17 protein-coding genes and 1 pseudogene are annotated in these 24,287 nt (G+C 43.2%); 2 read left to right on the forward strand and 16 right to left on the reverse strand.

All coding sequences use genetic code 11. The annotated features are described in order from the left end of the window. Nucleotides 1–92: 92 nt before the first annotated feature. The 3 genes from rpoC to pbp1b all read right to left on the reverse strand — a co-directional run bounded on the left by rpoC (nucleotide 93) and on the right by pbp1b (nucleotide 10,283). Nucleotides 93–3,746, reverse strand: a complete 3,654-nt coding sequence (rpoC, locus tag AC6IZR_RS09965) for a DNA-directed RNA polymerase subunit beta' (protein ID WP_003009742.1) — start codon at nucleotides 3,744–3,746, stop codon at nucleotides 93–95. A gap of 159 nt (nucleotides 3,747–3,905) precedes the next feature. Continuing rightward, nucleotides 3,906–7,475: a DNA-directed RNA polymerase subunit beta gene (gene rpoB, locus AC6IZR_RS09970; protein ID WP_497848540.1), complete on the reverse strand. Its 3,570-nt coding sequence runs from the start codon at nucleotides 7,473–7,475 to the stop codon at nucleotides 3,906–3,908. Between the two features lie 351 nt (nucleotides 7,476–7,826). Continuing rightward, complete coding sequence (gene pbp1b, locus AC6IZR_RS09975) at nucleotides 7,827–10,283, reverse strand: penicillin-binding protein PBP1B (RefSeq protein ID WP_462128705.1); 2,457 nt, start codon at nucleotides 10,281–10,283, stop codon at nucleotides 7,827–7,829. A gap of 182 nt (nucleotides 10,284–10,465) precedes the next feature. On the opposite strand from pbp1b, the gene tyrS reads away from it, so the two are divergent. Then, the gene (tyrS, locus tag AC6IZR_RS09980) at nucleotides 10,466–11,722 is read left to right on the forward strand and encodes a tyrosine--tRNA ligase (protein WP_003004779.1); all 1,257 of its coding nucleotides are present in this window, start codon (nucleotides 10,466–10,468) and stop codon (nucleotides 11,720–11,722) included. A gap of 62 nt (nucleotides 11,723–11,784) precedes the next feature. Here tyrS and AC6IZR_RS09985 read toward each other — a convergent pair whose 3' ends face one another. The 5 genes and pseudogenes from AC6IZR_RS09985 to AC6IZR_RS10005 form a co-directional block, all read right to left on the reverse strand. Beyond that, nucleotides 11,785–12,198, reverse strand: coding sequence for a DUF3021 domain-containing protein (locus tag AC6IZR_RS09985; protein ID WP_003004151.1), 414 nt, complete (start codon nucleotides 12,196–12,198; stop codon nucleotides 11,785–11,787). A gap of 9 nt (nucleotides 12,199–12,207) precedes the next feature. Beyond that, complete coding sequence (locus tag AC6IZR_RS09990; protein ID WP_497848541.1) at nucleotides 12,208–12,663, reverse strand: LytTR family DNA-binding domain-containing protein; 456 nt, start codon at nucleotides 12,661–12,663, stop codon at nucleotides 12,208–12,210. An 18-nt stretch (nucleotides 12,664–12,681) separates the two neighbouring features. Then, nucleotides 12,682–13,524 (reverse strand): ABC transporter permease, encoded by an 843-nt coding sequence (locus tag AC6IZR_RS09995; protein ID WP_223325268.1) that lies wholly within the window; start codon nucleotides 13,522–13,524, stop codon nucleotides 12,682–12,684. Beyond that, on the reverse strand, nucleotides 13,524–14,390 hold the full coding sequence (locus AC6IZR_RS10000; protein ID WP_497848542.1) for an ABC transporter ATP-binding protein: 867 nt from the start codon (nucleotides 14,388–14,390) through the stop codon (nucleotides 13,524–13,526). The genes AC6IZR_RS09995 and AC6IZR_RS10000 overlap by 1 nt, the downstream gene beginning before the upstream one ends. Nucleotides 14,391–14,514: 124 nt before the next feature. Further along, nucleotides 14,515–14,661, reverse strand: a pseudogene (locus tag AC6IZR_RS10005) (winged helix-turn-helix transcriptional regulator); the annotation flags it as partial. A 37-nt stretch (nucleotides 14,662–14,698) separates the two neighbouring features. Between AC6IZR_RS10005 and AC6IZR_RS10010 the strand changes: the two are divergent. Next, entirely contained in the window at nucleotides 14,699–15,553 is an 855-nt protein-coding gene (locus AC6IZR_RS10010; RefSeq protein WP_497848543.1) for a putative RNA methyltransferase, read from the forward strand. A gap of 86 nt (nucleotides 15,554–15,639) precedes the next feature. Here the strand turns inward: AC6IZR_RS10010 and AC6IZR_RS10015 are convergent, their stop codons facing one another. The 8 genes from AC6IZR_RS10015 to AC6IZR_RS10050 form a co-directional block, all read right to left on the reverse strand. Further along, entirely contained in the window at nucleotides 15,640–16,203 is a 564-nt protein-coding gene (locus tag AC6IZR_RS10015) for an NAD(P)H-dependent oxidoreductase (protein WP_497848544.1), read from the reverse strand. Next, the gene (locus tag AC6IZR_RS10020; protein ID WP_049503230.1) at nucleotides 16,203–16,796 is read right to left on the reverse strand and encodes a TetR/AcrR family transcriptional regulator; all 594 of its coding nucleotides are present in this window, start codon (nucleotides 16,794–16,796) and stop codon (nucleotides 16,203–16,205) included. Before AC6IZR_RS10020 ends, AC6IZR_RS10015 begins: the two co-directional genes overlap by 1 nt. A 196-nt stretch (nucleotides 16,797–16,992) precedes the next feature. Then, nucleotides 16,993–18,297, reverse strand: a complete 1,305-nt coding sequence (locus AC6IZR_RS10025) for a response regulator transcription factor (RefSeq protein ID WP_497848545.1) — start codon at nucleotides 18,295–18,297, stop codon at nucleotides 16,993–16,995. A gap of 10 nt (nucleotides 18,298–18,307) precedes the next feature. Beyond that, nucleotides 18,308–19,954: a sensor histidine kinase gene (locus AC6IZR_RS10030; RefSeq protein ID WP_497848546.1), complete on the reverse strand. Its 1,647-nt coding sequence runs from the start codon at nucleotides 19,952–19,954 to the stop codon at nucleotides 18,308–18,310. Between the two features lie 2 nt (nucleotides 19,955–19,956). Further along, nucleotides 19,957–20,568: a YesL family protein gene (locus AC6IZR_RS10035; protein ID WP_254729401.1), complete on the reverse strand. Its 612-nt coding sequence runs from the start codon at nucleotides 20,566–20,568 to the stop codon at nucleotides 19,957–19,959. Between the two features lie 169 nt (nucleotides 20,569–20,737). After that, the gene (locus AC6IZR_RS10040) at nucleotides 20,738–22,219 is read right to left on the reverse strand and encodes an ABC transporter substrate-binding protein (protein WP_497848547.1); all 1,482 of its coding nucleotides are present in this window, start codon (nucleotides 22,217–22,219) and stop codon (nucleotides 20,738–20,740) included. Between the two features lie 78 nt (nucleotides 22,220–22,297). Further along, nucleotides 22,298–23,230 carry a carbohydrate ABC transporter permease gene (locus AC6IZR_RS10045; protein WP_070587891.1) on the reverse strand — a complete coding sequence of 311 codons (933 nt, stop codon included), beginning with the start codon at nucleotides 23,228–23,230 and terminating at the stop codon, nucleotides 22,298–22,300. A 13-nt stretch (nucleotides 23,231–23,243) separates the two neighbouring features. Next, complete coding sequence (locus AC6IZR_RS10050; RefSeq protein ID WP_049492090.1) at nucleotides 23,244–24,173, reverse strand: ABC transporter permease; 930 nt, start codon at nucleotides 24,171–24,173, stop codon at nucleotides 23,244–23,246. Between the last annotated feature and the right edge of the window lie 114 nt (nucleotides 24,174–24,287).

Consider the following 24,287-nt stretch of genomic DNA (forward strand, 5'->3'; position numbering starts at 1 on the left):
TTTCACCATTATTTTTCAAAAATAGACTGCCTAATTGCTATTGGTTCCTTTTTTCAAAAAAAAGCCGGAACTTGTAGTTCCGACTAATTTTCTTATTCTTCTACGACTTCAGCTGTTTGAACTTCATCGACTGTTCCATCTGTTAATGGCACTTCTTCGATAATTTCAACTTCATTAATCGCTTGTGGTTCCAAGTTACGGTAACGAGCCATACCTGTACCTGCAGGAATAATCTTACCAATGATAACATTTTCCTTAAGTCCAAGGAGATGGTCTTTCTTACCACGGATCGCTGCGTCAGTAAGGACACGAGTTGTTTCCTGGAAGGAAGCCGCTGACAAGAAACTGTTGGTTTCAAGAGAGGCTTTGGTGATTCCCATAAGGACTGGACGAGCAGTCGCAGGAACTCCACCAGAAATAAGGACATCCTTATTAGCATCTGTAAAGTCTGTAATGTCCATCAGAGTACCCATGAGAAGGTCTGTATCTCCTGGATCCATGACACGTACTTTACGGATCATTTGACGCACCATTACCTCGATGTGTTTGTCGCCGATTTCTACCCCTTGGCTACGGTATACTTTTTGTACTTCCGCAAGAAGGTAAGTTTCAACAGACAAGACATCACGAACGGCAAGGAGACGTTTTGGTTGGATAGACCCTTCTGTCAGAGCATCACCACGAGAGACTTGATCTCCCACTTCGACTTTCATGCGGGCAGTGTAAGGGACAACGTATTCGCCCTCACCAGTTGCTCCGCTAACAAAGACTTTCTTGGTGCGTGTAGAAGCATCTTCTTCGATCGCTGTGACTTCCCCTTTGACCTCAGTGATGACCGCTTCCCCTTTTGGATTGCGGGCTTCAAAGATTTCTTGGACACGAGGAAGACCTTGCGTGATATCGGTATTTGAGGCAACCCCACCCGTGTGGAAGGTACGCATGGTCAACTGTGTACCAGGTTCCCCGATAGATTGGGCAGCGATAGTTCCGACTGCTTCACCCACTTCAACCGCATCACCAGTCGCCAAGTTGATACCATAACAGTGACGGCAGACACCATGGCGGGTGTTACATGTAAAGACAGAGCGGATAGTGACTTCTTCAACACCAGCTTTGACAATTTCACGTGCTAGGTCTTCTGAAATCAAAGTATCTGGACCAACGATGACTTCACCTGTTTCAGGGTGTTTAACAGATTTCTTGGTATAACGACCAGTCAAGCGTTCTTCGAGTGGCTCGATCATTTCCTTACCATCAGTAATGGCACGGATCACAAGTCCACGATCTGTTCCACAGTCGTCTTCACGGATAATGACGTCTTGGGCCACGTCAACCAAACGACGAGTCAAGTAACCTGAGTCGGCTGTCTTCAAGGCCGTATCGGTCATCCCTTTACGGGCACCGTGAGTTGAGAAGAACATTTCGAGTACTGACAAACCTTCGCGGAAGTTTGACAGGATTGGCAATTCCATGATCCGTCCGTTTGGAGCGGCCATCAAACCACGCATACCGGCAAGTTGCGAGAAGTTTGAAATGTTACCACGGGCTCCAGAGTCCATCATCATAACGATTGGGTTCTTCGGATCTTGGTTATCCACCAAGCGTTTTTCCAATTTTTCACGGGCTGCACGCCATTCAGCTGTAACGGCATTGTAGCGTTCGTCATCTGTGATCAAACCACGACGGAATTGTTTGGTGATTTGTTCCACACGTTTGTGAGATTCTTCAATGATTTCTGCCTTGTCTTCAACGACCGGAATATCGGCAATCCCCACTGTCAAACCAGCAAGGGTTGAATGATGGTAACCCAAGTCTTTCAAACGGTCCAAGAATGCAGATGTTTCAGTTGTACGGAAGCGTTTGAAGATTTCTGCGATGATATTTCCAAGATTTTTCTTCTTGAATGGAACGTTTAATTCCAATTTCTCAATCGCTGCTTTGACATCTTGACCAGGTTCCAAGAAGTACTTAGCTGGAACGCCTTCTGTCAAGTTAGCATTATTTGGCTCTTGAAGGTATGGAAGTTCTGCAGGCATGATATCGTTAAAGAGGATCTTACCAACAGTTGTCAAGAGAATCTTGTGTTGTTGCGCTTCTGTCCATGGTTTGTTCAAGCTATCTGTCGCAATTCCGACACGGGTATGCAAGTGAACATAGCCATTGCGAAGGGCCATGACCGCTTCATCACGGTCTTTGAAGACCATGCCTTCGCCTTCACGACCAGCTTCTTCCATAGTGAGGTAGTAGTTCCCCAAAACCATGTCCTGAGATGGGGTAACGACTGGTTTCCCGTCTTTCGGATTCAAGATGTGCTCAGCAGCCAGCATCAAAATACGAGCTTCTGCTTGAGCTTCTTCTGAAAGCGGTACGTGGATGGCCATTTGGTCACCGTCAAAGTCGGCATTGTAGGCTTCACAGACAAGTGGGTGCAAGCGAAGAGCTTTCCCGTCAATCAAGACAGGTTCAAAGGCTTGGATTCCCAAACGGTGAAGGGTCGGTGCGCGGTTCAAGAGAACTGGGTGTTCTTTGATCACTTCTTCTAGGATATCCCAGATGCGTTCATCTCCACGTTCGACCAAGCGTTTTGCAGCTTTAACGTTTTGTACGATATCACGCGCAACGATTTCACGCATGACAAATGGTTTGAAGAGCTCGATGGCCATTTCACGTGGCACACCACATTGGTACATCTTAAGAGTTGGACCAACGGCGATAACGGAACGTCCTGAGAAGTCCACCCGTTTACCGAGCAAGTTTTGACGGAAGCGTCCTTGTTTCCCTTTGAGCATGTGGCTCAATGATTTGAGTGGACGGCTACCTGGTCCTGTGATCGGACGACCACGACGACCGTTATCGATCAAAGCATCAACGGCTTCCTGGAGCATCCGTTTTTCGTTTTGCACGATGATACCAGGGGCATTCAACTCAAGCAAACGTGCCAAACGGTTGTTCCGGTTAATCACACGACGATAGAGGTCGTTCAAGTCAGAGGCAGCAAAACGGCCACCATCCAATTGGACCATCGGACGAAGATCTGGTGGAATAACTGGAAGGATGTTGAGAACCATCCATTCTGGCTTGTTGCCAGATTTGTAGAAGGCATCCAAGACATCCAAACGACGAACAGCCTTCACACGTTTTTGACCAGTTGCAGTCTTCAATTCTTCTTTCAAGAGAGCAATTTCAGCTTCCAAATCTACTTGTTTCAAGAGGTCTTGGATCGCTTCTGCACCCATCTTAGCTACAAAGGAACCTGGTCCGTATTCACGCAAGCGTTCACGGTATTCACGTTCTGTCATGATGGATTTGTGCTCAAGTGGTGTATCTTTTGGATCGATCACCACGTAAGCTGCGAAGTAAATGACTTCTTCAAGGGCACGAGGGCTCATATCCAAGGTCAATCCCATACGAGAAGGGATGCCTTTGAAGTACCAGATGTGTGATACAGGCGCTTTCAACTCGATGTGTCCCATACGTTCACGACGAACCTTGGCACGTGTTACTTCAACCCCACAGCGGTCACAAACGATCCCTTTGTAACGGATCCGTTTGTATTTCCCACACGCACATTCCCAGTCTTTTGTAGGTCCAAAGATGACTTCATCAAAGAGACCTTCACGTTCTGGTTTCAATGTACGGTAGTTGATTGTTTCAGGTTTCTTGACCTCTCCATAAGACCATGAACGGACCTTGCTTGGAGAAGCTAGGGTGATTTGCATACTTTTAAAACGATTTACATCAACCACTATTTCTTACCTTTCCTTGTTTTCATACTTGTTTCATTTGGATACAGCTTAGGTGGGGAAAGAAAGAAAACTTTCTTGCCACCTCCTTGTGTCTGTATCTTGTTATCGAATCATCCTGTCAGAAGCATTGGTTTCTTACAAGACAATCATTTTTACTGATTATTTTTCTGATTCTTCAGCATCAAAGGCTGCTTTTGCTTCCTTGGCTGCTTTTTCACGTGCTTTTTCAAGGTCATCCACATGAATCACATCATCGTCTTCCCCTTCATCGAGGTCACGAAGTTCCACTTCTTGATCATCTTCGTCCAAGACACGCATGTCAAGACCAAGAGATTGCAATTCTTTGACAAGAACGCGGAAGGATTCTGGTACACCTGGTTTTGGAATTGGTTTACCTTTGGTAATCGCTTCATAAGCTTTCAAACGTCCGTTGACATCATCTGACTTGTAAGTCAAGATTTCTTGAAGGACATTTGATGCACCATAAGCCTCAAGGGCCCACACTTCCATTTCCCCGAAACGTTGTCCACCAAACTGAGCTTTTCCTCCGAGTGGTTGTTGGGTAACCATTGAGTAAGGTCCGACTGAACGGGCATGGAGTTTATCATCAACCATGTGGTGAAGCTTGATCATGTACATGACACCGACAGAAACACGGTTGTCAAACGGCTCACCTGTACGTCCATCGTAAAGAATCGTCTTGGCATCGCTATCCATACCAGCTTCTTTCACAGTATCCCAGAGGTCTTCTGAGCTTGCTCCATCAAAGACTGGTGTTGCGATGTGGATACCCAAGTTACGCGCCGCCATACCAAGGTGAAGTTCCATAACCTGACCGATATTCATACGTGATGGCACCCCAAGAGGGTTCAACATGATATCAACTGGTGTACCGTCTGGAAGGTAAGGCATATCTTCAACTGGAACAATACGAGACACAACCCCTTTGTTTCCGTGACGACCGGCCATCTTATCTCCGACGCGGATCTTGCGTTTTTGTGCGATGTAAACACGAACCAACATGTTAACACCAGATTGCAATTCATCTCCGTTTGCACGCGTAAAGATCTTAACATCGCGAACGACTCCATCTCCACCGTGAGGTACACGAAGAGAAGTATCCCGCACTTCACGAGATTTATCTCCAAAGATCGCGTGAAGGAGACGTTCTTCAGCAGAAAGGTCTTTTTCACCCTTCGGTGTTACCTTACCGACAAGGATATCGCCTTCTTTTACTTCTGCACCAATACGGATAATACCTGTTTCATCCAAGTCACGAAGAGCATCTTCCCCAACGTTTGGAATTTCACGGGTAATTTCTTCAGGGCCTAACTTGGTATCGCGTGTTTCTGATTCAAATTCTTCCAAGTGAACAGATGTGTAGACATCTTCTTTCACCAAGCGTTCGCTCATGATAACGGCATCCTCGAAGTTATACCCTTCCCAAGTCATGTAAGCGACGATTGGGTTTTGACCAAGGGCCATTTCCCCTTTTTCCATCGATGGGCCGTCAGCGATAAAGTCACCTTTTTCAACAACATCGCCAACTTTTACAAGAGTACGTTGGTTGTAAGCCGTACCTGAGTTTGAACGACGGAATTTTTGGATATGGTAAACATCAAGAGATCCATCTTCCCGACGAACTTCTACCTTGTCTGCATCTGCATAAGTAACTTTACCATCGTGTTGAGCAATGACTGCAGCTCCTGAGTCATGGGCTGCTTGGTATTCCATACCAGTACCCACGTAAGGGGCTTTTGGATCGATCAATGGCACAGCCTGACGTTGCATGTTGGCACCCATGAGGGCACGGTTGGAGTCATCGTTTTCCAAGAAAGGAATACATGCTGTCGCAACGGCAACTACTTGTTTTGGAGATACGTCCATGTAGTCGACTTGATCAGATGGGAATTCTTGGTTGTTACCACGGTGACGTCCCATAACGATTGGCTCAGCAAAGCCACCTTTTTCGTTCAACTTAGAGTTGGCCTGAGCGACGATGTACTCATCTTCTTCATCGGCTGTCAACCAAACGATTTCGTTGGTCACTACACCTTTTTCACGGTCCACTTTACGGTATGGTGTTTGGATGAAACCATATTTGTTCAAGTGTCCATAAGATGACAAGTTGTTGATCAAACCGATGTTTGGTCCTTCAGGTGTTTCGATTGGACACATACGACCATAGTGGGTATAGTGCACGTCACGCACTTCATATCCGGCACGGTCACGTGTCAAACCACCAGGCCCTAAGGCAGATAAACGACGTTTGTGAGACAACTCAGAAAGTGGGTTGTGTTGGTCCATGAACTGTGACAACTGTGAAGAACCAAAGAATTCTTTAATTGCTGCAGTTACTGGGCGGATGTTGATGATTTGTTGTGGTGTCAAGACATCGTTATCTTGTACAGACATCCGTTCGCGAACGTTTCGTTCCATCCGTGAAAGTCCAAGACGCACTTGGTTGGCAAGCAATTCACCAACGGCACGAATCCGACGGTTTCCAAGGTGGTCGATATCATCCACGCGACCAATACCTTCTGCAAGGTTCAAGAAATAGCTCATTTCTGTCAAGATATCAGCTGGAGTTACGATGCGCACTTTGTCAGATGGGTTGGCATTCCCGATGATGGTAACAACGCGGTCTGGATCTGTTGGAGCGACAACTTTGAATTTTTGCAATTCTACTGGTTCTGTCAAAACAGCAGCATCATTTGGAATGTAGGTAATTTTGTTCAAACCGTTATCCAATTGTTCAGAGATGCTGTCGATCACATCGCGCGTCATGACAGTACCAGCTTCTACAAGGATTTCCCCTGTTTCAGCATCTACCAATGGTTCTGCGATTGTTTGGTTCAACAAGCGGTTCTTGATATTGAGTTTCTTGTTGATCTTGTAGCGACCAACTGGTGCCAAGTCATAACGACGTGGATCAAAGAAACGAGCTACCAACAAGCTACGTGAGCTTTCCGCTGTTTTTGGTTCACCTGGACGAAGACGCTCGTAGATTTCTTTGAGGGCTTCATCTGTCCGTGAATCCATTGGATTTTTGTGGATATCTTTTTCAATGGTATTGCGAACCAATTCGCTGTCCCCAAAGATATCGATGATTTCATCATCTCCAGAGAATCCAAGAGCACGCACAAGAGTTGTAAATGGAATTTTACGTGTGCGGTCGATACGTGTGTAAGCAATGTCTTTTGAGTCTGTTTCAAGCTCTAACCAAGCCCCACGGTTAGGGATAACAGTTGATCCATAACCAACCTTACCATTCTTGTCCACCTTATCATTGAAGTAGACACCTGGTGAGCGGACCAACTGAGATACGATAATCCGTTCTCCACCATTGATGATGAAAGTTCCCATTTCAGTCATGATTGGGAAATCACCAAAGAAAACTTCTTGGGTCTTGATTTCACCTGTTTCTTTGTTGACCAAACGGAAGGTCACAAAGATTGGTGCTGAGTAGCTGGCATCGTGGATGCGCGCTTCTTCAAGCGAATACTTAGGTTCGCGGATTTCATAACCCACAAATTCCAATTCCATTGTATCCGTGAAGTTTGAGATGGGAAGCACATCTTCAAATACTTCCTTCAAGCCATGATCCAAGAAATCTTTGAATGAGTCTGTCTGGATTTCAATCAAGTTTGGTAAATCAAGAACCTCTTTGATTCTTGAAAAACTACGACGGGTCCGATGTTTCCCGTATTGAACGTCATGTCCTGCCAAAGTTTTTAGCTCCTTTTTCCATACTAGGATAGCTTGGTAAAATGACTTTCACCACCTATCCGGTTTTAACTACAATTGTGTGATTTGCATCACGTGAAGAGCTGTCTCTTCACCTCATTCGCCGCTTTTTGTAATTTTTAGAAAAATTAAATTTGTGTAACAAACTAGGATTTTTCTGAAAAATAGGCACAAAAAGAGCAGCTAAATCGACTTATTCAAGTAAGATTTAACTGCTGTAAGCTCTTATTTGGACAATATTTCAAATAAAGCACACGACAAATTAGTTATCACTATTATACCGTTTTTTGCTACAAAAATCAAGGCTTTCTCCAGGTTTTCTACTGGATCAGACTAGCGTCGATTGCCACGATTTGAGCTGTTTCGATTTGAACTATTGCTGGATGAACTATTGGTTGTCGAATTGTTCTTATTATTCGACTGATTTCCACTGGAATTACCGAGAATCGCTGCCCAAGCACTTTGATAATCGCTATCCGATCCCCCGATGGCAAAGCGGTATTGAGTGGTTGGCGCTCCGTTTTTGGCCCAAAGGCTCGTCACCATTTGACCGCTCACATCGATATCCCTACCATTGACATTGACGCGGCCCGGTCTTTCACCAGTCGATTTGAGCACTTCAGAGCGGATCACACTCTTATCGAGAGTGAATTTATCCTGAATTCCGAAGAGACTTGGATCTGCTTGGTAGATCGCATTCGCCAACTGCGCCATGTATTGGGCATTGTTGTTGTATCCGGTCAAGGTCTGCATGGAAGCATTGTTGTCATGGCCGATCCAACCTCCTAAAGAAACATTTGGGGTGGACAGCATGAGCCACATATCCCCATTTGAGTTAGTGGTACCGGTTTTTCCAATCCAGTCAGCACCTGCCAGCGTTGGGTTGACTTGGCTAATCCGTGACTTAAAGGTCGTTGTTGCACCAGACGTAATAACCCCGCGCAAGAGATCCTGCATAATCGTTGCCGTTGCTGGAGAGTAAACACGAACAGGATCTGCCTCGTGCTTGTAGACTACATCCCCATCTCGATCAATGATTTGCTCTACCATGTAGCGTTTGAGGTAGTTCCCATTGTTAGCAATGGTTTGGAAACCATTGGTATGTTGGGCAACAGTGACCTCAATTCCTCCCCCCATCGGCAGACTCTCAATACCATATTCAGGGATATCATAGCCCATTTTCTTCATGTAGGATGGAACATCCACACCCTTTTCACGAAGGGTCCGGTAAGTCCAGTAAGCTGGAATATTCCATGAGGTATTGAGGGCCTCACGAAGATCCATCATGGCTGTCCCTCGGCTATCCACGTGCATGATCGGCTCCCCACTTGAGAAATTAGTCGGGTAGTTAGAAAGGATGCTATTGCTTCCCATCAAGCCTTGGTCGATGGCAATCCCATATGCCAACAGCGGTTTGATAGTAGACCCTGGGGAACGCTCTGTATCAAAAGCATGGTTGTTTTGGTTGCCGTCAAAATTCCGTCCACCGATAAATCCTAAAACGGCACCCGTTCGGTTGTCCATAAGGACATTCCCAACTTCTACAAGACCCGTCCCATCATCCAAGACACTTCCAAAATTCGATACCGCGGCCTGCATCGCATTGTGAACCGGTTTGTTAATCGTGGTTTGAATGGTGTAGCCACCTTCGCGCAACTCGCTCTCCGCTAATTCTTGGTAAGCCTTGACGGTTTCATTATTTTTCAAGTCTTGCTTGGTGACATTGTCTCGCTTGATCAAGTAATCATACATGGCCTCTTTTGCTTCTGCCATAGCTTGGAAGTAGAGGTAGTCATGCGGTGTTTTCTCGATACCATCTGGAGCCATGAAGTCTTTGGTCAAGTCGTACTGAGCATAGGTCTCGTAGTCTTTTTTCGACAAAGCTCCCGTCCGGTACATATTGAACAAAACGTCTTTGGCACGCGCCAGACCTAACTCGAGGTTCTCCTTGCTCTTTAGGCTACCGTCTGCAGCATAAGGAGAGTAGACAATCGGACTTTGTGGCAAGCCAGCGATAAAGGCCGCTTGTGGAACGGACAAGTCTTTGGCAGAGACACCAAAGATCCCTTGAGCCGCAGCTTCCACACCCGCAATATTTTGTCCCCGATTGTTTCGTCCAAAAGGCGAAACATTTAAGTAGGTGGTTAGGATTTCATTTTTATCCATTCCCCGCTCTAAAGCCAAGGCATCGACAATCTCTGTCGCCTTACGAGTAAAGGTTGGAGCGTCTCCGACGACTTGCTGTTTGATCAACTGCTGGGTCAGAGTTGATCCCCCACTAGAGGAGCCCACACCGGCTACAGATCCAAGTGTTGCCCGAAGAACGGCTTTAGGCACAACCCCCTTGTGGCTTTCAAAATTCTCATCCTCAGTAGCAATCACAGCCTTCTTGACATTGTCTGAAATGGCATCTCCTGCTACTGGCGTGCGGATCAAATCACTGTCCACTTCTGCAATCAAGCTCTTATCGGAATAAGTCAGTTTTGAAACACTGCTAACGTTGCGGACCTGCTGGACCAATTCTTCTGTCTTTGGAACCTTGACATTGCTAAAGAGGCTCGCCGCATAACCAATCCCGATCCCTGCGCCAAATAAAAAGAGGCACACGAACAGGGCGATCATCACATCCCACAAGAGTTTGAGGGTGCGCAAAAAGGTCGCAAAAATATCGCCGACAGACCAGCTACTTTCCTCATTTTTTTCCTTATTCGGAGTTTCTGTATACATCTTTGCAAAGAATTTTTGAACCTTCTTCCAAAACTCTTGCAGCTTCTCTTTTAATTGATTCACTGATTCTTTCTCCTTGTTCCCTATATTATAGCAGATTAGACCCCTTGTTTTCAATCACAAGAGCGTAGAAATCGTCACTCATTCTGCCTGGGTAAGGACAAGAAAATGATGGAAAGCATTGCCATTTCCGTGGTTTATGGTAGAATAGAGAAATGAATAAACTTATAAAGGAGAAAAGACACATGCACATTTTTGATGAGCTAAAAGAGCGTGGTTTGGTATTTCAAACGACGGATGAAGAAGCCTTACGCAAAGCACTGGAAGAAGGTCAGGTTTCTTATTATACTGGTTATGATCCAACTGCTGACAGCCTTCACCTTGGTCACTTGGTTGCCATCTTGACGAGCCGTCGTCTTCAACTAGCAGGCCACAAACCTTATGCGCTCGTTGGCGGTGCGACTGGTCTCATTGGTGATCCGTCCTTCAAAGATGCTGAACGTAGTCTCCAAACAAAAGAAACTGTACAAGAATGGGTTCGCTCTATTCAAGGGCAATTGTCTCGTTTCCTCGATTTTGAAAATGGGGACAATAAAGCCGAAATGGTCAATAACTACGATTGGTTTGGAAGCATTAGCTTTATTGACTTCCTTCGTGATGTCGGAAAATACTTTACGGTCAATGCTATGATGAGTAAAGAATCTGTTAAAAAACGGATTGAAACAGGGATTTCTTACACAGAGTTTGCCTACCAAATCATGCAAGGCTATGACTTCTACGTCCTCAACCAAGAACACAATGTAACCCTTCAAATCGGTGGATCTGACCAATGGGGAAACATGACAGCCGGTACTGAGTTGATGCGTCGTAAAGCAGATAAAACTGGTCATGTTATGACTGTGCCTTTGATCACAGATGCAACTGGTAAGAAATTTGGTAAATCAGAAGGTAATGCGGTCTGGCTCAATGCAGACAAAACATCTCCATACGAAATGTATCAATTCTGGATGAATGTGATGGATGCGGATGCTGTGCGTTTCTTGAAGATCTTCACTTTCTTGTCACTTGATGAGATTGAAGAGATCCGTAAACAGTTTGAGGCTGCTCCTCATGAACGCTTGGCTCAAAAGATCTTAGCGCGTGAAGTGGTCACCCTTGTCCATGGCGAAGAAGCCTACAAGGAAGCCCTTAACATCACAGAACAACTCTTTGCAGGAAACATCAAAAACCTTTCTGTCAAAGAACTCAAACAAGGCCTTCGTGGTGTGCCAAACTACCAGGTCCAAGCAGAAGATAACCTCAACATTGTTGAACTCTTGGTCACAGCTGGTGTGGTAAATTCTAAACGCCAAGCCCGCGAAGATGTTCAAAATGGAGCTATCTACGTCAACGGCGAACGCATCCAAGACCTTGACTATGTCTTGAGCGATAGCGATAAATTAGAAAATGAATTGACCGTTATCCGTCGCGGTAAGAAAAAATACTTTGTTTTGACTTATTAAGAAAGTAAAACCACGAAGTTTGGTATGAACTTCGTGGTTTTCTTATACACTTTTTTCTGGGACTATTTCCCTTTTCTGCGATGCAACAAAGCTTGGTTAATTCGTTGAGTTTTTTTATGGAGCTGCCAAATCTGGTACAGCCAGATCAGGCCGTAAATGGCTAGAAAGATCAACCAAGGAATCGGGCTCCGTAAGGCTGTCCCCCAGCCAAAAAACAAGTAGGTTAATGCTAAGATGGCAGCTGTCACAACTAAATGCAAGGCCACACGCAAACTATAGGTCAAAAACTCTTCTTCCTCAAGAATGAATGTCAAGACTCCCATTGTCCCACTCATCAAAAAGATCGCCAGGATATTGCGGACATTTACAGCGGGATAGACGATGTTGGGATAGACATGGGATAATAACACCAAACACAAATAAAAGAAGGATCCTGTCCTCATACCAGATACAAAATAAGCTATAACTCGTTTCATCACTTTCTCCTACACCCCTAAATAATCCATCAAGGATTTGACATATTTCCGACTGACACTTGATTTTACTCCGCGTGTCAGTTTAGCCATCATATTGCCTGAAAAACTATCCGATAGCGATTCCAAATGGTCGATATTCATCACCGCGTGGCGGGATATCTGTAAAAAATTACGACGATTAATCCGATGTTGAAAATTTGTCAAAGTATCTCTGACGATGAACGTTTTGTCTGTCGTATAAATGGTTAGCTGATTCTTATCAATCTCGGCTAGAATAATGTCATCAATTTTCACCATGATCAAATGATCATCTGTTTTGATAGGGATCACTACTTGATTCACTGTCGAAAATTGTTCGAGATAGTCCATCACCTCTCGTGCTTGATCGGATAATTGCTTGGCTTGAATGATCACACAGGGGTTGTTTTCTGGGATATCCTGTTTTTCCTCAAAACGAATCTTCATTCCTACTCCAATTCTCACTTACTCTCTTTTATTCGATCTTTTTGCTAAGGAAACCCAAATCCCCAAAGCTAGAAGAATACCACCTAACACTATAAGGTATGTTTGTTCCTTTGTCAATAACGCTTGCCATTTGAGCTGAACGCCCATTTTTTCTTGAAATTCTCGAAGAAGATCATCTCGCCCCTTAAAGGCTTCGCTCACTGCTTCTTTCATGAGTACTTGTCGATAAAGTGCAGCAATATAAGTTGCTGGAGTACATTTCATTAGTAGTTGTGCAAAATCAGGTAGAACACCTAAAGGTACATAAGTCCCTACCAAAAAACCAGAAGCTGTACCCACTATGGTCGCAAACTTCCCAAGACTGTCTACGGAATGGAAAAAATAAACAAAAATAGCATTCACTAAACTAGAAAGCAGGCTACTAAGCAGCATGATGAGGAGTACCTCAGGTAATAGAGAAAGGGTTGGAACTTCTCTAAAATAGCCGCACATCAGCACATACATAAGGGCCTGCATGAAAAAAGAGATGATGATTGCACTCGTTAGATACGAAAATGGTAACCGCCACTTTCCTTGATCCGATAAATAAAGATCCTGATCTACTTGATGTTCACGATCCTTTACTAACTGAGTCAGGGCAGCCAGACTTGTCGTAATCCCTGTCACAGCCAGCGTCCCACTCATTAACCAATTATTTAACACAGGACCACTATTGGGGAGCTGAGCCCAAGCGTCTGTTAGATTTTTTTGAAGAAAAATAATATAGAGAACAAAGGAAATCAAGGCTCCCAACAGGGAGAAGAAAACTCCTGAACGATTCCTAAAATACAATAAAAAATTTCGCTTTAGTAAGGCTAGCATTAGCGGACCTCCCTTCCTGTAAGTGCAATAAAGGCATCATCCATGGTCCCTGGACGAAACTCAAAATGGGCTATTTTATCTCTAACTTGCGCCAGGTAATCAATGGCTTCCCTTTCACTCTCGGGTTGAAGAACATACTCCAATTGACCTTGTTGCTCTACTGACATTCCCGAAGATTTGAGACTTTCTATCTGCTGTCTCTCCTTGAAGCGAATCTTTAAGATATTAGTAGCATACTGGCTCTTAATATCTAGTGCCGATCCTTGAGCAATCACTTTCCCATGATCTACAATATAAATTTGATCAGCTTCATCTGCTTCGTCAAGATAATGCGTGGTCAATACAACGGTCATTCCCTCTTCTCTCTGCAATTGATAGAGCAAATCCCAAATAGACTTCCGGGTTTGAATGTCTAAACCTGTCGTTGGCTCATCTAAGAACAGAAGATCTGGACCGTGCAGCAGAGCACGCGCAATGTCAACCCGACGCTTTTGGCCGCCTGAAAGCGTCCCATATTTCTGCTTTTGGAAAGCTGATAGGCCTAGTCGATCAATAAGATCAGACACACGATTTGGTTTTAGGCCTTTGTACTGTCTGGCACGAATGGTTAGATTTTCCCTAACCGTCAGCATCTCATCTAAAACACTGGTTTGGAAAACCACACCAATTTTAGTACCGGGTTCATAAATAATGTCGCCTTGCGTTGGTTGTTTCAAACCAATCAACATGGAAATCGTCGTTGATTTCCCCGCCCCATTTGGTCCTAGAATCGCATTAAACGTTCCCTTTTCAAACTGTAGGTGAATATGATCAACCGCTAGATGATTTCCATACCGTTTACTGATGTTTTTAGCTTGTAATATCATGTTCTCTCTCCTTTTTGACAATATCAGTCTAGCAAAAAAGCCGTTATAAAAACGACTTTTGGGGATAAACGGTCAAAATGAGGGTCCAAGTGGTGAGATGGAAGAGACAAAAAAAGAAGAAAATTTAATGCAACCATTCTTTTCCCCATTGATTCAAATCCTTTAAAATCGGCATCAGTGATTTCCCTTTTTCTGTCAGCTCCTATTCTGTATGAAGAGGCAGAGACTCATAATCATATTTCTCAATCAATTGGAGCTCTATTAAAGCATCAGTTGCTATCTAGAGGCTCTTTTGTTACACTACTAATATGAACACACCGATCAAACCAAAATTACAACGATTTCAAACAGCCACTGCTTTTGCCTGTCCTATCTGTCAACTGGACCTAGAACTTGTGGGTACTAGTTTTAAATGTCCCAAGGCCCATTCTTTTGATTTGGCGAAATTTGGCTATGTTAACCTGGCTCCCCAGATCAAGCAATCAAAGGACTATGACAAAGAAAATTTCCAGAATCGCCAGCTGATCTTAGAAGCAGGGTTTTATGAGCCGATTCTAACAGCGATTGGACAAAAAATTCCGACCAGTGATGCCAGAATTCTAGATATCGGTTGCGGAGAAGGTTATTACTCCCGAAAACTACAAGAAGCCTATCCCAAGGCTACTTTCTATGCATTTGATCTTTCAAAGGAATCCGTACAACTAGCTGCCAAGAGTGACGCTAGCTGGAAGGTCAATTGGTTTGTAGGAGATTTGGCTCATTTACCCATTCAATCTAAGAGTATGGAGGTTATTTTGGACATCTTCTCCCCGGCTAATTACGCTGAATTTGAACGTGTCTTAAAGACAGAAGGGGTGATCATTAAGGTCGTCCCAACCTCTTCTCATCTAAAAGAAATTCGTCAGTTGGCCCAAGATCAATTGACCAAGCAATCTTACTCCAACCAGGAAATTTTGGAGCATTTTGAAGACCACTGCCAGATCCTCTCATCCGAAACGGTCAGCCTTACCAAGAGTTTAACTCCTGAAGAACGCCAGGCGTTCCTCGCCATGACCCCCCTTCTATTTCACGTTGACCAAGAAAAAATCGACTGGAGCCAACTTACAGAAATCACCATCGAAGCTGAGCTGCTGGTTGGGAAAATCAAGATACAAAGGACTTAAAATACAAAGTAAAAAGGCTGAGACAAATCGTCTCAGCCTTTTTACTCATCTTCTGTATGCTCTGTAATGACTTGTAACGCACGTTTTTATATCCTTTTGGCTATCTGTGCGATTTTTTCGAGTTCTTCTTTCCGTTGACGATCACTCATATACTCCACTCGTGTAACTTGTGTCATTTTAACCAGTTTAATACCACAGGGTTTCAAGATTTGAGATTTTAGAACCTTTGCGTAGTCTTGAGAAAAAGGAAGAAAAATTTTTGGCGTATTATGCGTCGTAATGATCCACGCTTTTCCATCTAGTTGCCCCACCGGACCTCGAGGTCCATTCTGATAAGCAAAACCTGCAACAAAAACACGATCAATAAAACCTTTTAAAATAGCTGGCATTCCACTCCACCAAGTAGGGAAAATAAAAATCAACTGATCCGCCCAACTCAATAAATCTCTATATGGTTTCATATCTTCATTATGCTGTAAATCTCTCCTTTTATGCGTTTCATCAAAACGTAAAACCGGATCAAAGTTTTCTTTATATAAGTCTACTATTTTAACTCTATGCTCTGGTGCTAAATGCTTTTGCACAGTTTGAAGGATTGATGCATTATAACTTGTTTCATTCGGATGTGAATAGATTATTAAAACATTCATCAGCTATCTCCTTTTATATAAATATCAAGCATCGTTCTGACGGTCTTTTGAACATCATTTTCTTTAAAGCTTTCTCCAACAGGACTCCTTACCAATAGAGCCAAACCAGCAATAAAACTCCAAAAATGGATCAAAATTTCTGCGTCACCACTAGAAAGATTTTCCTCATCTTTAAGTCTTAACGCTACCGACTTAAAATGTTCAAATCCTGGTAAAGAGGAGTTGACTGAAATAGTTTCCTGGGACAACTCCATATAGTTATATGGAAATTTGATAAATAATGCTTCAAATAGATAGGTTTCCTCTTGGGCAAACCTTACAAAGTTACAGCCCATCAGAGTTAGTTGAGTTCTTGCATCTATGGAAGTATCAATTCCAAGTATCATATTTTTTAAAAAGAACATTGATAAGTGTTCCATAACAACTTGAATATATCTATCTTTACTTCCAAAATGCTTATAGGGAGCTCCATGAGTCACCCCACATTTTTGAGCTATTGTACGCATAGACATCCGGTCAATCCCGTTAGTTCTGATTTCTTCAATGCCGACCGAAATTAACTTTTCTTTCAGTTCTTCCGTATTCCGTTTCATTTGACCACCTTCCCTTATCGAAGTATACGTTGTCTACTTTTTATAAAGTATACACCGTCTACTTATTTTTGTCAAATAAAAAAATACTCAAAACTTAGCTTTAGAGTCCCTAACCTTCTGTTATGTACTCTCCTAAGGAAAGTTTCTAAGAAGATTTTATCTTCAATTAAAAGGCTGAGACAATCGTCTCAGCCTTTTACTCATCTTCTGTATGCTCTGTCATGACTTGTAAGCGATAGGTTTTAGGCGATTTGCCACAGAGTTTGCGGAAAACTTTGTAGAAATAGCCAACATTACTGTAACCGACCTTGTAGCAGATATCTTCAATACTATCATTGGTCGATAAGAGGAGCTGCTGGGCAGCCTTGATCCGCTGTTTGTTGAGGAGTTCTGCGAAAGTCGCATTGGTTTCTCGTTTAATCAATTGGCCTAAATAGACTGGATTGATAAAGAGACCCTGACTGATGTCCTTGAGTGACAGCTCTTTTTGGTAATCGCGGCTAATCACTTGAAGGACACTCGCTACATTTTCGTTCATCCGATAGTGGGATAAGAAACGAGACAACTCTTCCTGGATAAAGCTAATCATCTCGCTAAAGGTAGCAGCTTCTTGGACTTTCTTGACCACATCGGCCAAATCATCTCCTTGCAGGTATTCAAACAAATGAAAGACATCCATCAAAAATTGGATAAAGAGCTGCTTGGTTAGCGAAACCTTAGGTGTCTTCTCAAGGATCATTTTTTCTAACCAGTCCAGTTCTTCTAAGATCTGCTGGATATTTCCTTGCATAATCACCCGATAGGCAGGCTCGTAGTAATGGAAGACCTCTTCATCTTGATTGAGAGGGGTCGCCCCATAAAAGAGACTCCGCTCCACTAGGTCCTTAAATTGATGAAAGTGCTCCTTATAAGGAGGTTCAAAGGCCTTCTCAATCATGGCTTCTTCTTCCTGATCCGAGATAAAGAGTTGAATATTTTGTCCGAGGACTTGGTAAGACGAGCTGATAAAGCCTTTTTTCTCCTTAGCAACCCCAATCCACAGGGAGTTTCGTCCTGCGATATACCGACAAAACTCTTCCTCAGAGATATCATCGTGAATCAAGCGGTTGGCCAACTCTTGGCTTGGTTGCTGGATTTTGTGCTGAATTTTTTCTAGGATATTGCCCATCTCCACCTTATTGACAGGTTTGAGCAGGTAGTCTGCCACGCGCAAATTGAGGGCTGTCTTGACGTATTCAAAATCCTGATAGCCTGACATAATGATAAAGGCAGCATCTGGGATCAAATCCTTCATCTCAGCAATCATCTGCAGTCCAGTTTTCCCAGGCATATTGACATCCGTGATCACCACATCTACCGGATATTCTCGCACATAATCAAGGGCCTGGTCTGCATCTTCAGCCGTTGCGACCACTTCCATATTCCAGTGGTCAAAGGGGATTAATTTTTTTAACCCTTCTGTAATCATATACTCATCGTCTACTAATAAGACTTTGTACATTCTGTCTCCTTTATTCGTCTTGAATGGTAATCGTATAGGTCACTCCATGGTGAGGTTGGGAGAAGACTTGGATATGGTAGCGATCTCCAAAATAGAGCAGCATGCGTTCATGGACATTGACAATTCCGATGGACTGCCGACCACTCTTTTCTTCGATTTCTGAGCGTGGATTGCGATTGGCTAGCATTTCTTGAATGCTTTCTAGCTGTTCTTCTTTCATCCCGCGCCCATTATCAGTGATCAAGATCATGACCTGCCCTTCTCCTTGCAAGACCTTGACACTGATCACATTGTCCTTGCGTTTATGGTCCACTCCATGCGCAAAATAGTTCTCGACCAAAGGCTGGATGGTGAATTTTGGAATCTTCATTTTTTCCAAACCTGGATCGATCTTAAAGCCATAGGCAATCGATTTGGGATAACGTACCATGCAGAGGTAGCTGTATTTGCGACAAAATTCGAGCTCATTTTCAACCGTCGTCACTCGCTCATCTGAGATATTATTGCGCAAAAGACTACTAAACTCATAGATAATATCGCCCAATTCATCCTGCTCTTGCATGACGGCATACATCCGGATAAATTCCAGTGTATTGTACATGAAATGGGGATTGATCTGGGCTTGTAAGGCCCGCATATTGGCATCTTTTTGGCTGAGCTGCAACTGGTAGATATCCCGAATGTTCTTGTCCATATTGTCTAACATGGTATTGATCATATTCCCAATGACCAAAAGTTCTTGGTCCTTCGTTGAAGTATCAATCCGTCGTTCACTATCGCCTTGACTGATCTGATTCATGGTATCGACCAAATCGAGGACTTGACGCCGGTAATTTTTGAAAATCTGCCGTAATAACAAGTACAGGATCAAGAAAATCAGGAAAGCAATGGAGAGAAAAGTGGTCAGGTTAGCTAGACCCTTTTTGACCAGATAACTTTCAGAAACAGCCACATCCACCTTGTAGCCATAGATCGTGCTACGGGTTTGCCATTTAACATCTTTTGCTTGCTCCTTATCCCCTTCATGGTACATCTCTTTCCCAAAGGGCGTGAAGATCCGCACAGCGACCGGAAGATCGCCTCTGGCATTATCAATCGCTGCTGTCAATATTTCTTGGTCCAGCGTCATATAAGCAATCCCAACTCCAGCACCCGTAGTCGGATCTGTCAAAGAAACCGGAATGGCTGTCGCAGGAGCCTTGTAATGGTCCGCTGAGACCTGCTTGCCTCCCTTTGATTGCCGGGTAGAGACAAATACCGTCTTGTAATCAGACAAGGTGACATCGATACCCTCGATGTTTTTATTGCTCAAATAGAGGCTGTCAATATTCTTATGTAGGGACAATTGGATATAAGAAGGAAACTGGGCATTCAATCTCCAAGTCTCATACTCTGATGGTGACAAGGTAAAATAGCGATAAACCCCTTCTAATTTTGCAGGGTTTTCAACGAGGCTACGGCCTTCTTGTGTGACCCGTTGATAAGAGGTCTCAAGATCCGTCACGACTTCGGTCAAGACCCGTTGGGCGATCCGATCGGCTTCAGCTTGCTGGTTTTTCCAAGAGATCCCCGCTACGACGAGACCCATAATGGTCAAAATGACCACCATGACATAGGCGTAGAATTTTAAAAGCGTACTTAACCAGATTTTTTTCATCGTTAGGATACCAATTTTTCGTGGATATTTTGATAAACAGGGTCAAAGATATCATTGACAAAGAAATGCCAGACGCCGATCAAGACAAAAAAGAGAAGGGCTGGCATATAGTAGCTAATGACGCCAAGTAGTGCTGTTCCAAGGATGAGCTTCAGAACCGGACGAATGTCCAGCAACATTCCGATCAAACTGAGCTTGATACTATTAGCATAAGAAAGATCGAAATGCACTTGCAATTTCAAATAAACGGCGTAAGCTAGAGGCGCAACCAAGAGGAAAACCAGATTAAACAAGAGAACCAAAATTTGGAAGAAATTTAAGTGAGGAATCTGGATCATGAGGTACATGCCATAGAGGAGAACTCCTTCAATGGCAAAGAAGGTATAAAAGACTTGATTAGCCGGGCGTAGATTTTCTTTGAAGAGTTCCCAAGCGCGTGACCAATGATAGTCTTTGTAGGTCATGCCATTTTCCGCATAGAGGCTCATGATAGTGGCACTGGCTGGTCCTACTCCTAGAAGGATGCCCCCACAGATCGTCAAGACCCAAAAAATCCCTGTTACCAGCATAGCAACATAGACTCTCGTAAAAATGAACTCGATGATTTTCCCCATCATTCAGCCTCTTTTCCAATTAGTGATTCTATTATACCATAAAAATAAAACGCTTTCCCCCTATTTGCATTGGTAAATTGAAATATTGATTTTCATTTACAGTTCTATTTTCATAAAGACATGAAAAGGCTCTGGAGATCCCTCCAAAGCCTTTTCGAACTACCTGTTCTTATTTTTTAGAAGCAAGGAATTCGTCGTATTGTTTTTGCATTTCGTCAAGCACTTTTTGGTAAGCACCTTCTGATTTCAATTTTTCAAGCATCTTAGGAACTTCTACTTCAGGATCCACAGTACCAGTATTGATCGCACCTGCGAATTGGTTCAAAGTATTTGTAAGAGCAGTGATTTCTGATTTCACTTTGTCTGTGTTAAAGATGAAGCCAAGTGCTGGAGATTCTTTTGCAGTTTCCAAATCTTTCTTAGATTGTGCAATTTGTTCATCTGTTACGTTTTCGTTGATGTAAAGAATCCAGTTGTTACCAGTGTTCCATCCAGACATGTGAGTGTTTCCGTTGTAGCCATCCAAGACTTTGACACGGTTTTCTTTGCCGGCAACTTTTTCCCAGTTCTTGCCTTCTGGTCCATAAACAAGACCGTTTAAGAGTTCTGGGTTAGTATTCAAGAGATTCAACACTTCCATAGCTTTTTCTTTGTTCTTAGAGTTGTTTGAGATAACAAAGTTAGCTACTTGAGTGGTGTTGTTTTTCTTGTACAGTTCAGTAAATGGTTTGATGTCGATCTTACGGTTTGCTACACGAGTAAGCAAGCTGTTACCGTAGTCAGCTGGTCCTACTGTTTCTTCACGAACCAACCATGTATCTTGAGAAAGATCATAACCAGTGTCGCTCGTTGCTACGTCTTTTGGAATGTATCCTGCTTCGTAGTATTTGTGAAGAGTCTTCAAGTTTTCTACATAACGAGGAATTGTGTAACGGTCAACGATCTTAGTGGTGTCACCTTTCAAGTCAACAACGAATGGAAGTCCATCAACAGCCACATAGTCGAAGTCATCTGAAGGTCCACCGTAGCTCTTGTTCATGGCAAATGGAACAACGTTTGGATCTTTTTCTTTGATGGCTTTCAAGACTGGTTCAAGAGAAGCATAGTCTTTGACGTTTGAGATGTCGATACCATATTTTTCAACAAGTGGTCCGTTGAAGGCAAAGTTTTGAGAAGATGCAACGTTGGCTGCTACTGGAACAGCATAGATCTTGCCATTTACAGTGTTCCCTTTGATGTATGCTGGGTCAAGTGCTTTGTAAAGTTCTTTCCCTTCTTTCTTGTACAATTCTGTCAAGTCAGCATAGGCACCTTTTTGAGCATTGATAACGTAGTTGTTGGCAAAGGCAATATCATAGTTTTCACCAGATGAGATGATGACGTTCATTTTTTGTGCGTAGTCACCCCAACCAAGATATTGGATATCCAATTTTGCGCCAACTTTCTTTTCAATGATCTTGTTGGCATTTTTAAGAAGAACATCCAAGTTATCTGGTTTGTCACCGATTTGGTACATCTTGATGATTGGTTTACCGTCTTCAGTTGTTGCTGATTTCTTGTTGTTACCTGTAAGGCTTCCACAAGCAGCAAGAGTAGCTCCAAGAGCAATGACACTAGCAGATGCTAACGCGTATTTTTTCCAATTTTTCATAAGAAAAATCTCCTTTATGTTATTTTCTTTTTAGACTAAGTTATGAGTTGAAAATCTTGTCGATTTTCACTTGTTTTCCTATTCTTTCACACCACCGATGGTCAAGCCTTTTACAAAGTAGCGTTGGAAGAATGGATAGAGAATGGCGATTGGCACTGTTGCCACAACCACCATAGCCATACGTCCTGTTTCCCGTGGGATGGATTGTACAGCTCCTGCCAATTGGCCGGATACCCCGACATTTTTAGCGATGTAATCCATATTGTTTTGGATTTGCATCAAGAGGTATTGCAATGGGTAAAGGTTGTCACTCTTAATATAGAGAAGGGCGTTGAACCAGTCGTTCCAGAATCCTAAAGCGGTGAAGAGACTAATAGTCGCAATCCCTGGTAGAGAGAGTGGCAAGCAAATTTGGAAGAAAATCCGTGTTTCACTTGCTCCATCGATCCGAGCGGATTCAAGAATGGCTTCTGGAATGGTCCGTTTAAAGAAAGTCCGCATCAAGATGATGTTGAATGGGCTAAGCAACATTGGGATGATCAGAGCCCCGATGGTATCACCCAATTGCAAGAGTTGAGTGGTGACAATATAGCCCGGTACCAACCCTGCACTAAAGAGCATACTAAGGAGTGAAAATACGGTAAAGAACTTGCGGTATTTAAAGGTACTCCGTGAGATAGCATAAGCATAGGTTGTTGTGATAAAGACATTACATGCTGTTCCCACAATGGTCACAAACAAGGTAATGAAGAGGGCTTGCAAGATTTTGTCTTTGAACTGTACCAAGAAAAGGTAACCATCAAATCCAAATTTTGCTGGCCAGAATTGGAATCCATGGACTGCCAAACTTTGTTCGTCTGTCAAAGAGATCATGACAACGAAGATGAAGGGAAGTACACAGGTCAATCCGACTAAGGTCAACAACAAGGTAAAGAAGAAGTTGCTCTTCTTACTGAAAGAATGGATCCCGACATTATCAATTTTTTCTTTTTGAATGGTTGATTTTTTCATACGATCCTCCTTTCTAGAAGAGAGCGGCATTCTTATCAATGCGACGGGCAATGATATTTGAGATTAAAACAAGAACCAAACCTACTACCGATTGGTAAAGACCGGCTGCTGCTGTCATCCCGATATCCCCTGACTTGGTCAAACCGTTGTAGACATAAACATCAATAACATTGGTCACACTATAGAGCGCTCCAGCATTATGCGGGATTTGGTAGAAGAGACCGAAGTCTGCGCGGAAGATATTTCCGACTGCAAGAATGGTCAAGACCGTAATCAAGGAAGACAACTGAGGAATGGTGATGTTGCGAATGCGTTGCCACTTAGACGCACCATCCACGGTCGCTGCTTCATAGTAAGTTGGGTCAATTCCCATGATGGTTGCATAGTACATGACACTACTATAACCAAAGCCTTTCCAAATTCCTAAGAAGAGGAGAAGCGCTGGCCAGATCCACAATTCTGAATAGAAATTGATGGCCTTCATGCCAAGTGAAGTTAAGATGTGGTTGACCAATCCTTTGTCCACGTTCAGGAAGGCATCGGTGAAGAAGCTGATGATAACCCATGATAGGAAGTATGGGAAGAGCATGGAGGTTTGAAGCACCTTGACCACTCTTTTTGATCTCAACTCACTAAAGATGATGGCGATCCCAACGGAAACAATCAATCCTAAGAAGATAAATCCTAAGTTGTACAAGACCGTATTTCTTGTAATAATGTAGGCATCTTTGGAACTAAAGAGGAACTTGAAGTTGTCAAAACCAACCCATTTACTCTTCATGACACTGTCGATGAAGCCTTCTCCTGTAATATGATAGTCCTTAAATGCTACGATATTCCCAAAAACCGGAATATAGAAGAATAAGATTAACCACGCTGCACCAGGTAAGACCATTAAAAGAAAAATGAAATTTTCTCTCAGAGTCCTTACAAACTTTTTCATTTAACTCCCCCCTTTGAGCCTTGAGCGTGTTTTTGCTTTGGTAGCGTTTACAATACTTATTATAAGATAGGCATTTTCTCTTTTCAAACTCCTAATTATAGAAAAAATTCTACA

It is taken from the genome of Streptococcus mobilis, assembly GCF_059727625.1.

What these genes read in the sequence shown, in the direction of transcription:
- AC6IZR_RS09995 (WP_223325268.1), bottom strand. Translation starts at nt 13,524, where the DNA reads ATGCTAGCCTTACTAAAGCGAAATTTTTTATTGTATTTTAGGAATCGT.
- AC6IZR_RS10030 (WP_497848546.1), bottom strand. Translation starts at nt 19,954, where the DNA reads ATGAAAAAAATCTGGTTAAGTACGCTTTTAAAATTCTACGCCTATGTC.
- AC6IZR_RS10040 (WP_497848547.1), bottom strand. Translation starts at nt 22,219, where the DNA reads ATGAAAAATTGGAAAAAATACGCGTTAGCATCTGCTAGTGTCATTGCT.
- AC6IZR_RS10035 (WP_254729401.1), bottom strand. Translation starts at nt 20,568, where the DNA reads ATGGGGAAAATCATCGAGTTCATTTTTACGAGAGTCTATGTTGCTATG.
- AC6IZR_RS10015 (WP_497848544.1), bottom strand. Translation starts at nt 16,203, where the DNA reads ATGAATGTTTTAATAATCTATTCACATCCGAATGAAACAAGTTATAAT.
- AC6IZR_RS10025 (WP_497848545.1), bottom strand. Translation starts at nt 18,297, where the DNA reads ATGTACAAAGTCTTATTAGTAGACGATGAGTATATGATTACAGAAGGG.
- AC6IZR_RS10020 (WP_049503230.1), bottom strand. Translation starts at nt 16,796, where the DNA reads ATGAAACGGAATACGGAAGAACTGAAAGAAAAGTTAATTTCGGTCGGC.
- tyrS (WP_003004779.1), top strand. Translation starts at nt 10,466, where the DNA reads ATGCACATTTTTGATGAGCTAAAAGAGCGTGGTTTGGTATTTCAAACG.
- AC6IZR_RS10010 (WP_497848543.1), top strand. Translation starts at nt 14,699, where the DNA reads ATGAACACACCGATCAAACCAAAATTACAACGATTTCAAACAGCCACT.
- AC6IZR_RS10045 (WP_070587891.1), bottom strand. Translation starts at nt 23,230, where the DNA reads ATGAAAAAATCAACCATTCAAAAAGAAAAAATTGATAATGTCGGGATC.
- AC6IZR_RS09990 (WP_497848541.1), bottom strand. Translation starts at nt 12,663, where the DNA reads ATGAAGATTCGTTTTGAGGAAAAACAGGATATCCCAGAAAACAACCCC.
- AC6IZR_RS09985 (WP_003004151.1), bottom strand. Translation starts at nt 12,198, where the DNA reads ATGAAACGAGTTATAGCTTATTTTGTATCTGGTATGAGGACAGGATCC.
- AC6IZR_RS10000 (WP_497848542.1), bottom strand. Translation starts at nt 14,390, where the DNA reads ATGATATTACAAGCTAAAAACATCAGTAAACGGTATGGAAATCATCTA.
- AC6IZR_RS10050 (WP_049492090.1), bottom strand. Translation starts at nt 24,173, where the DNA reads ATGAAAAAGTTTGTAAGGACTCTGAGAGAAAATTTCATTTTTCTTTTA.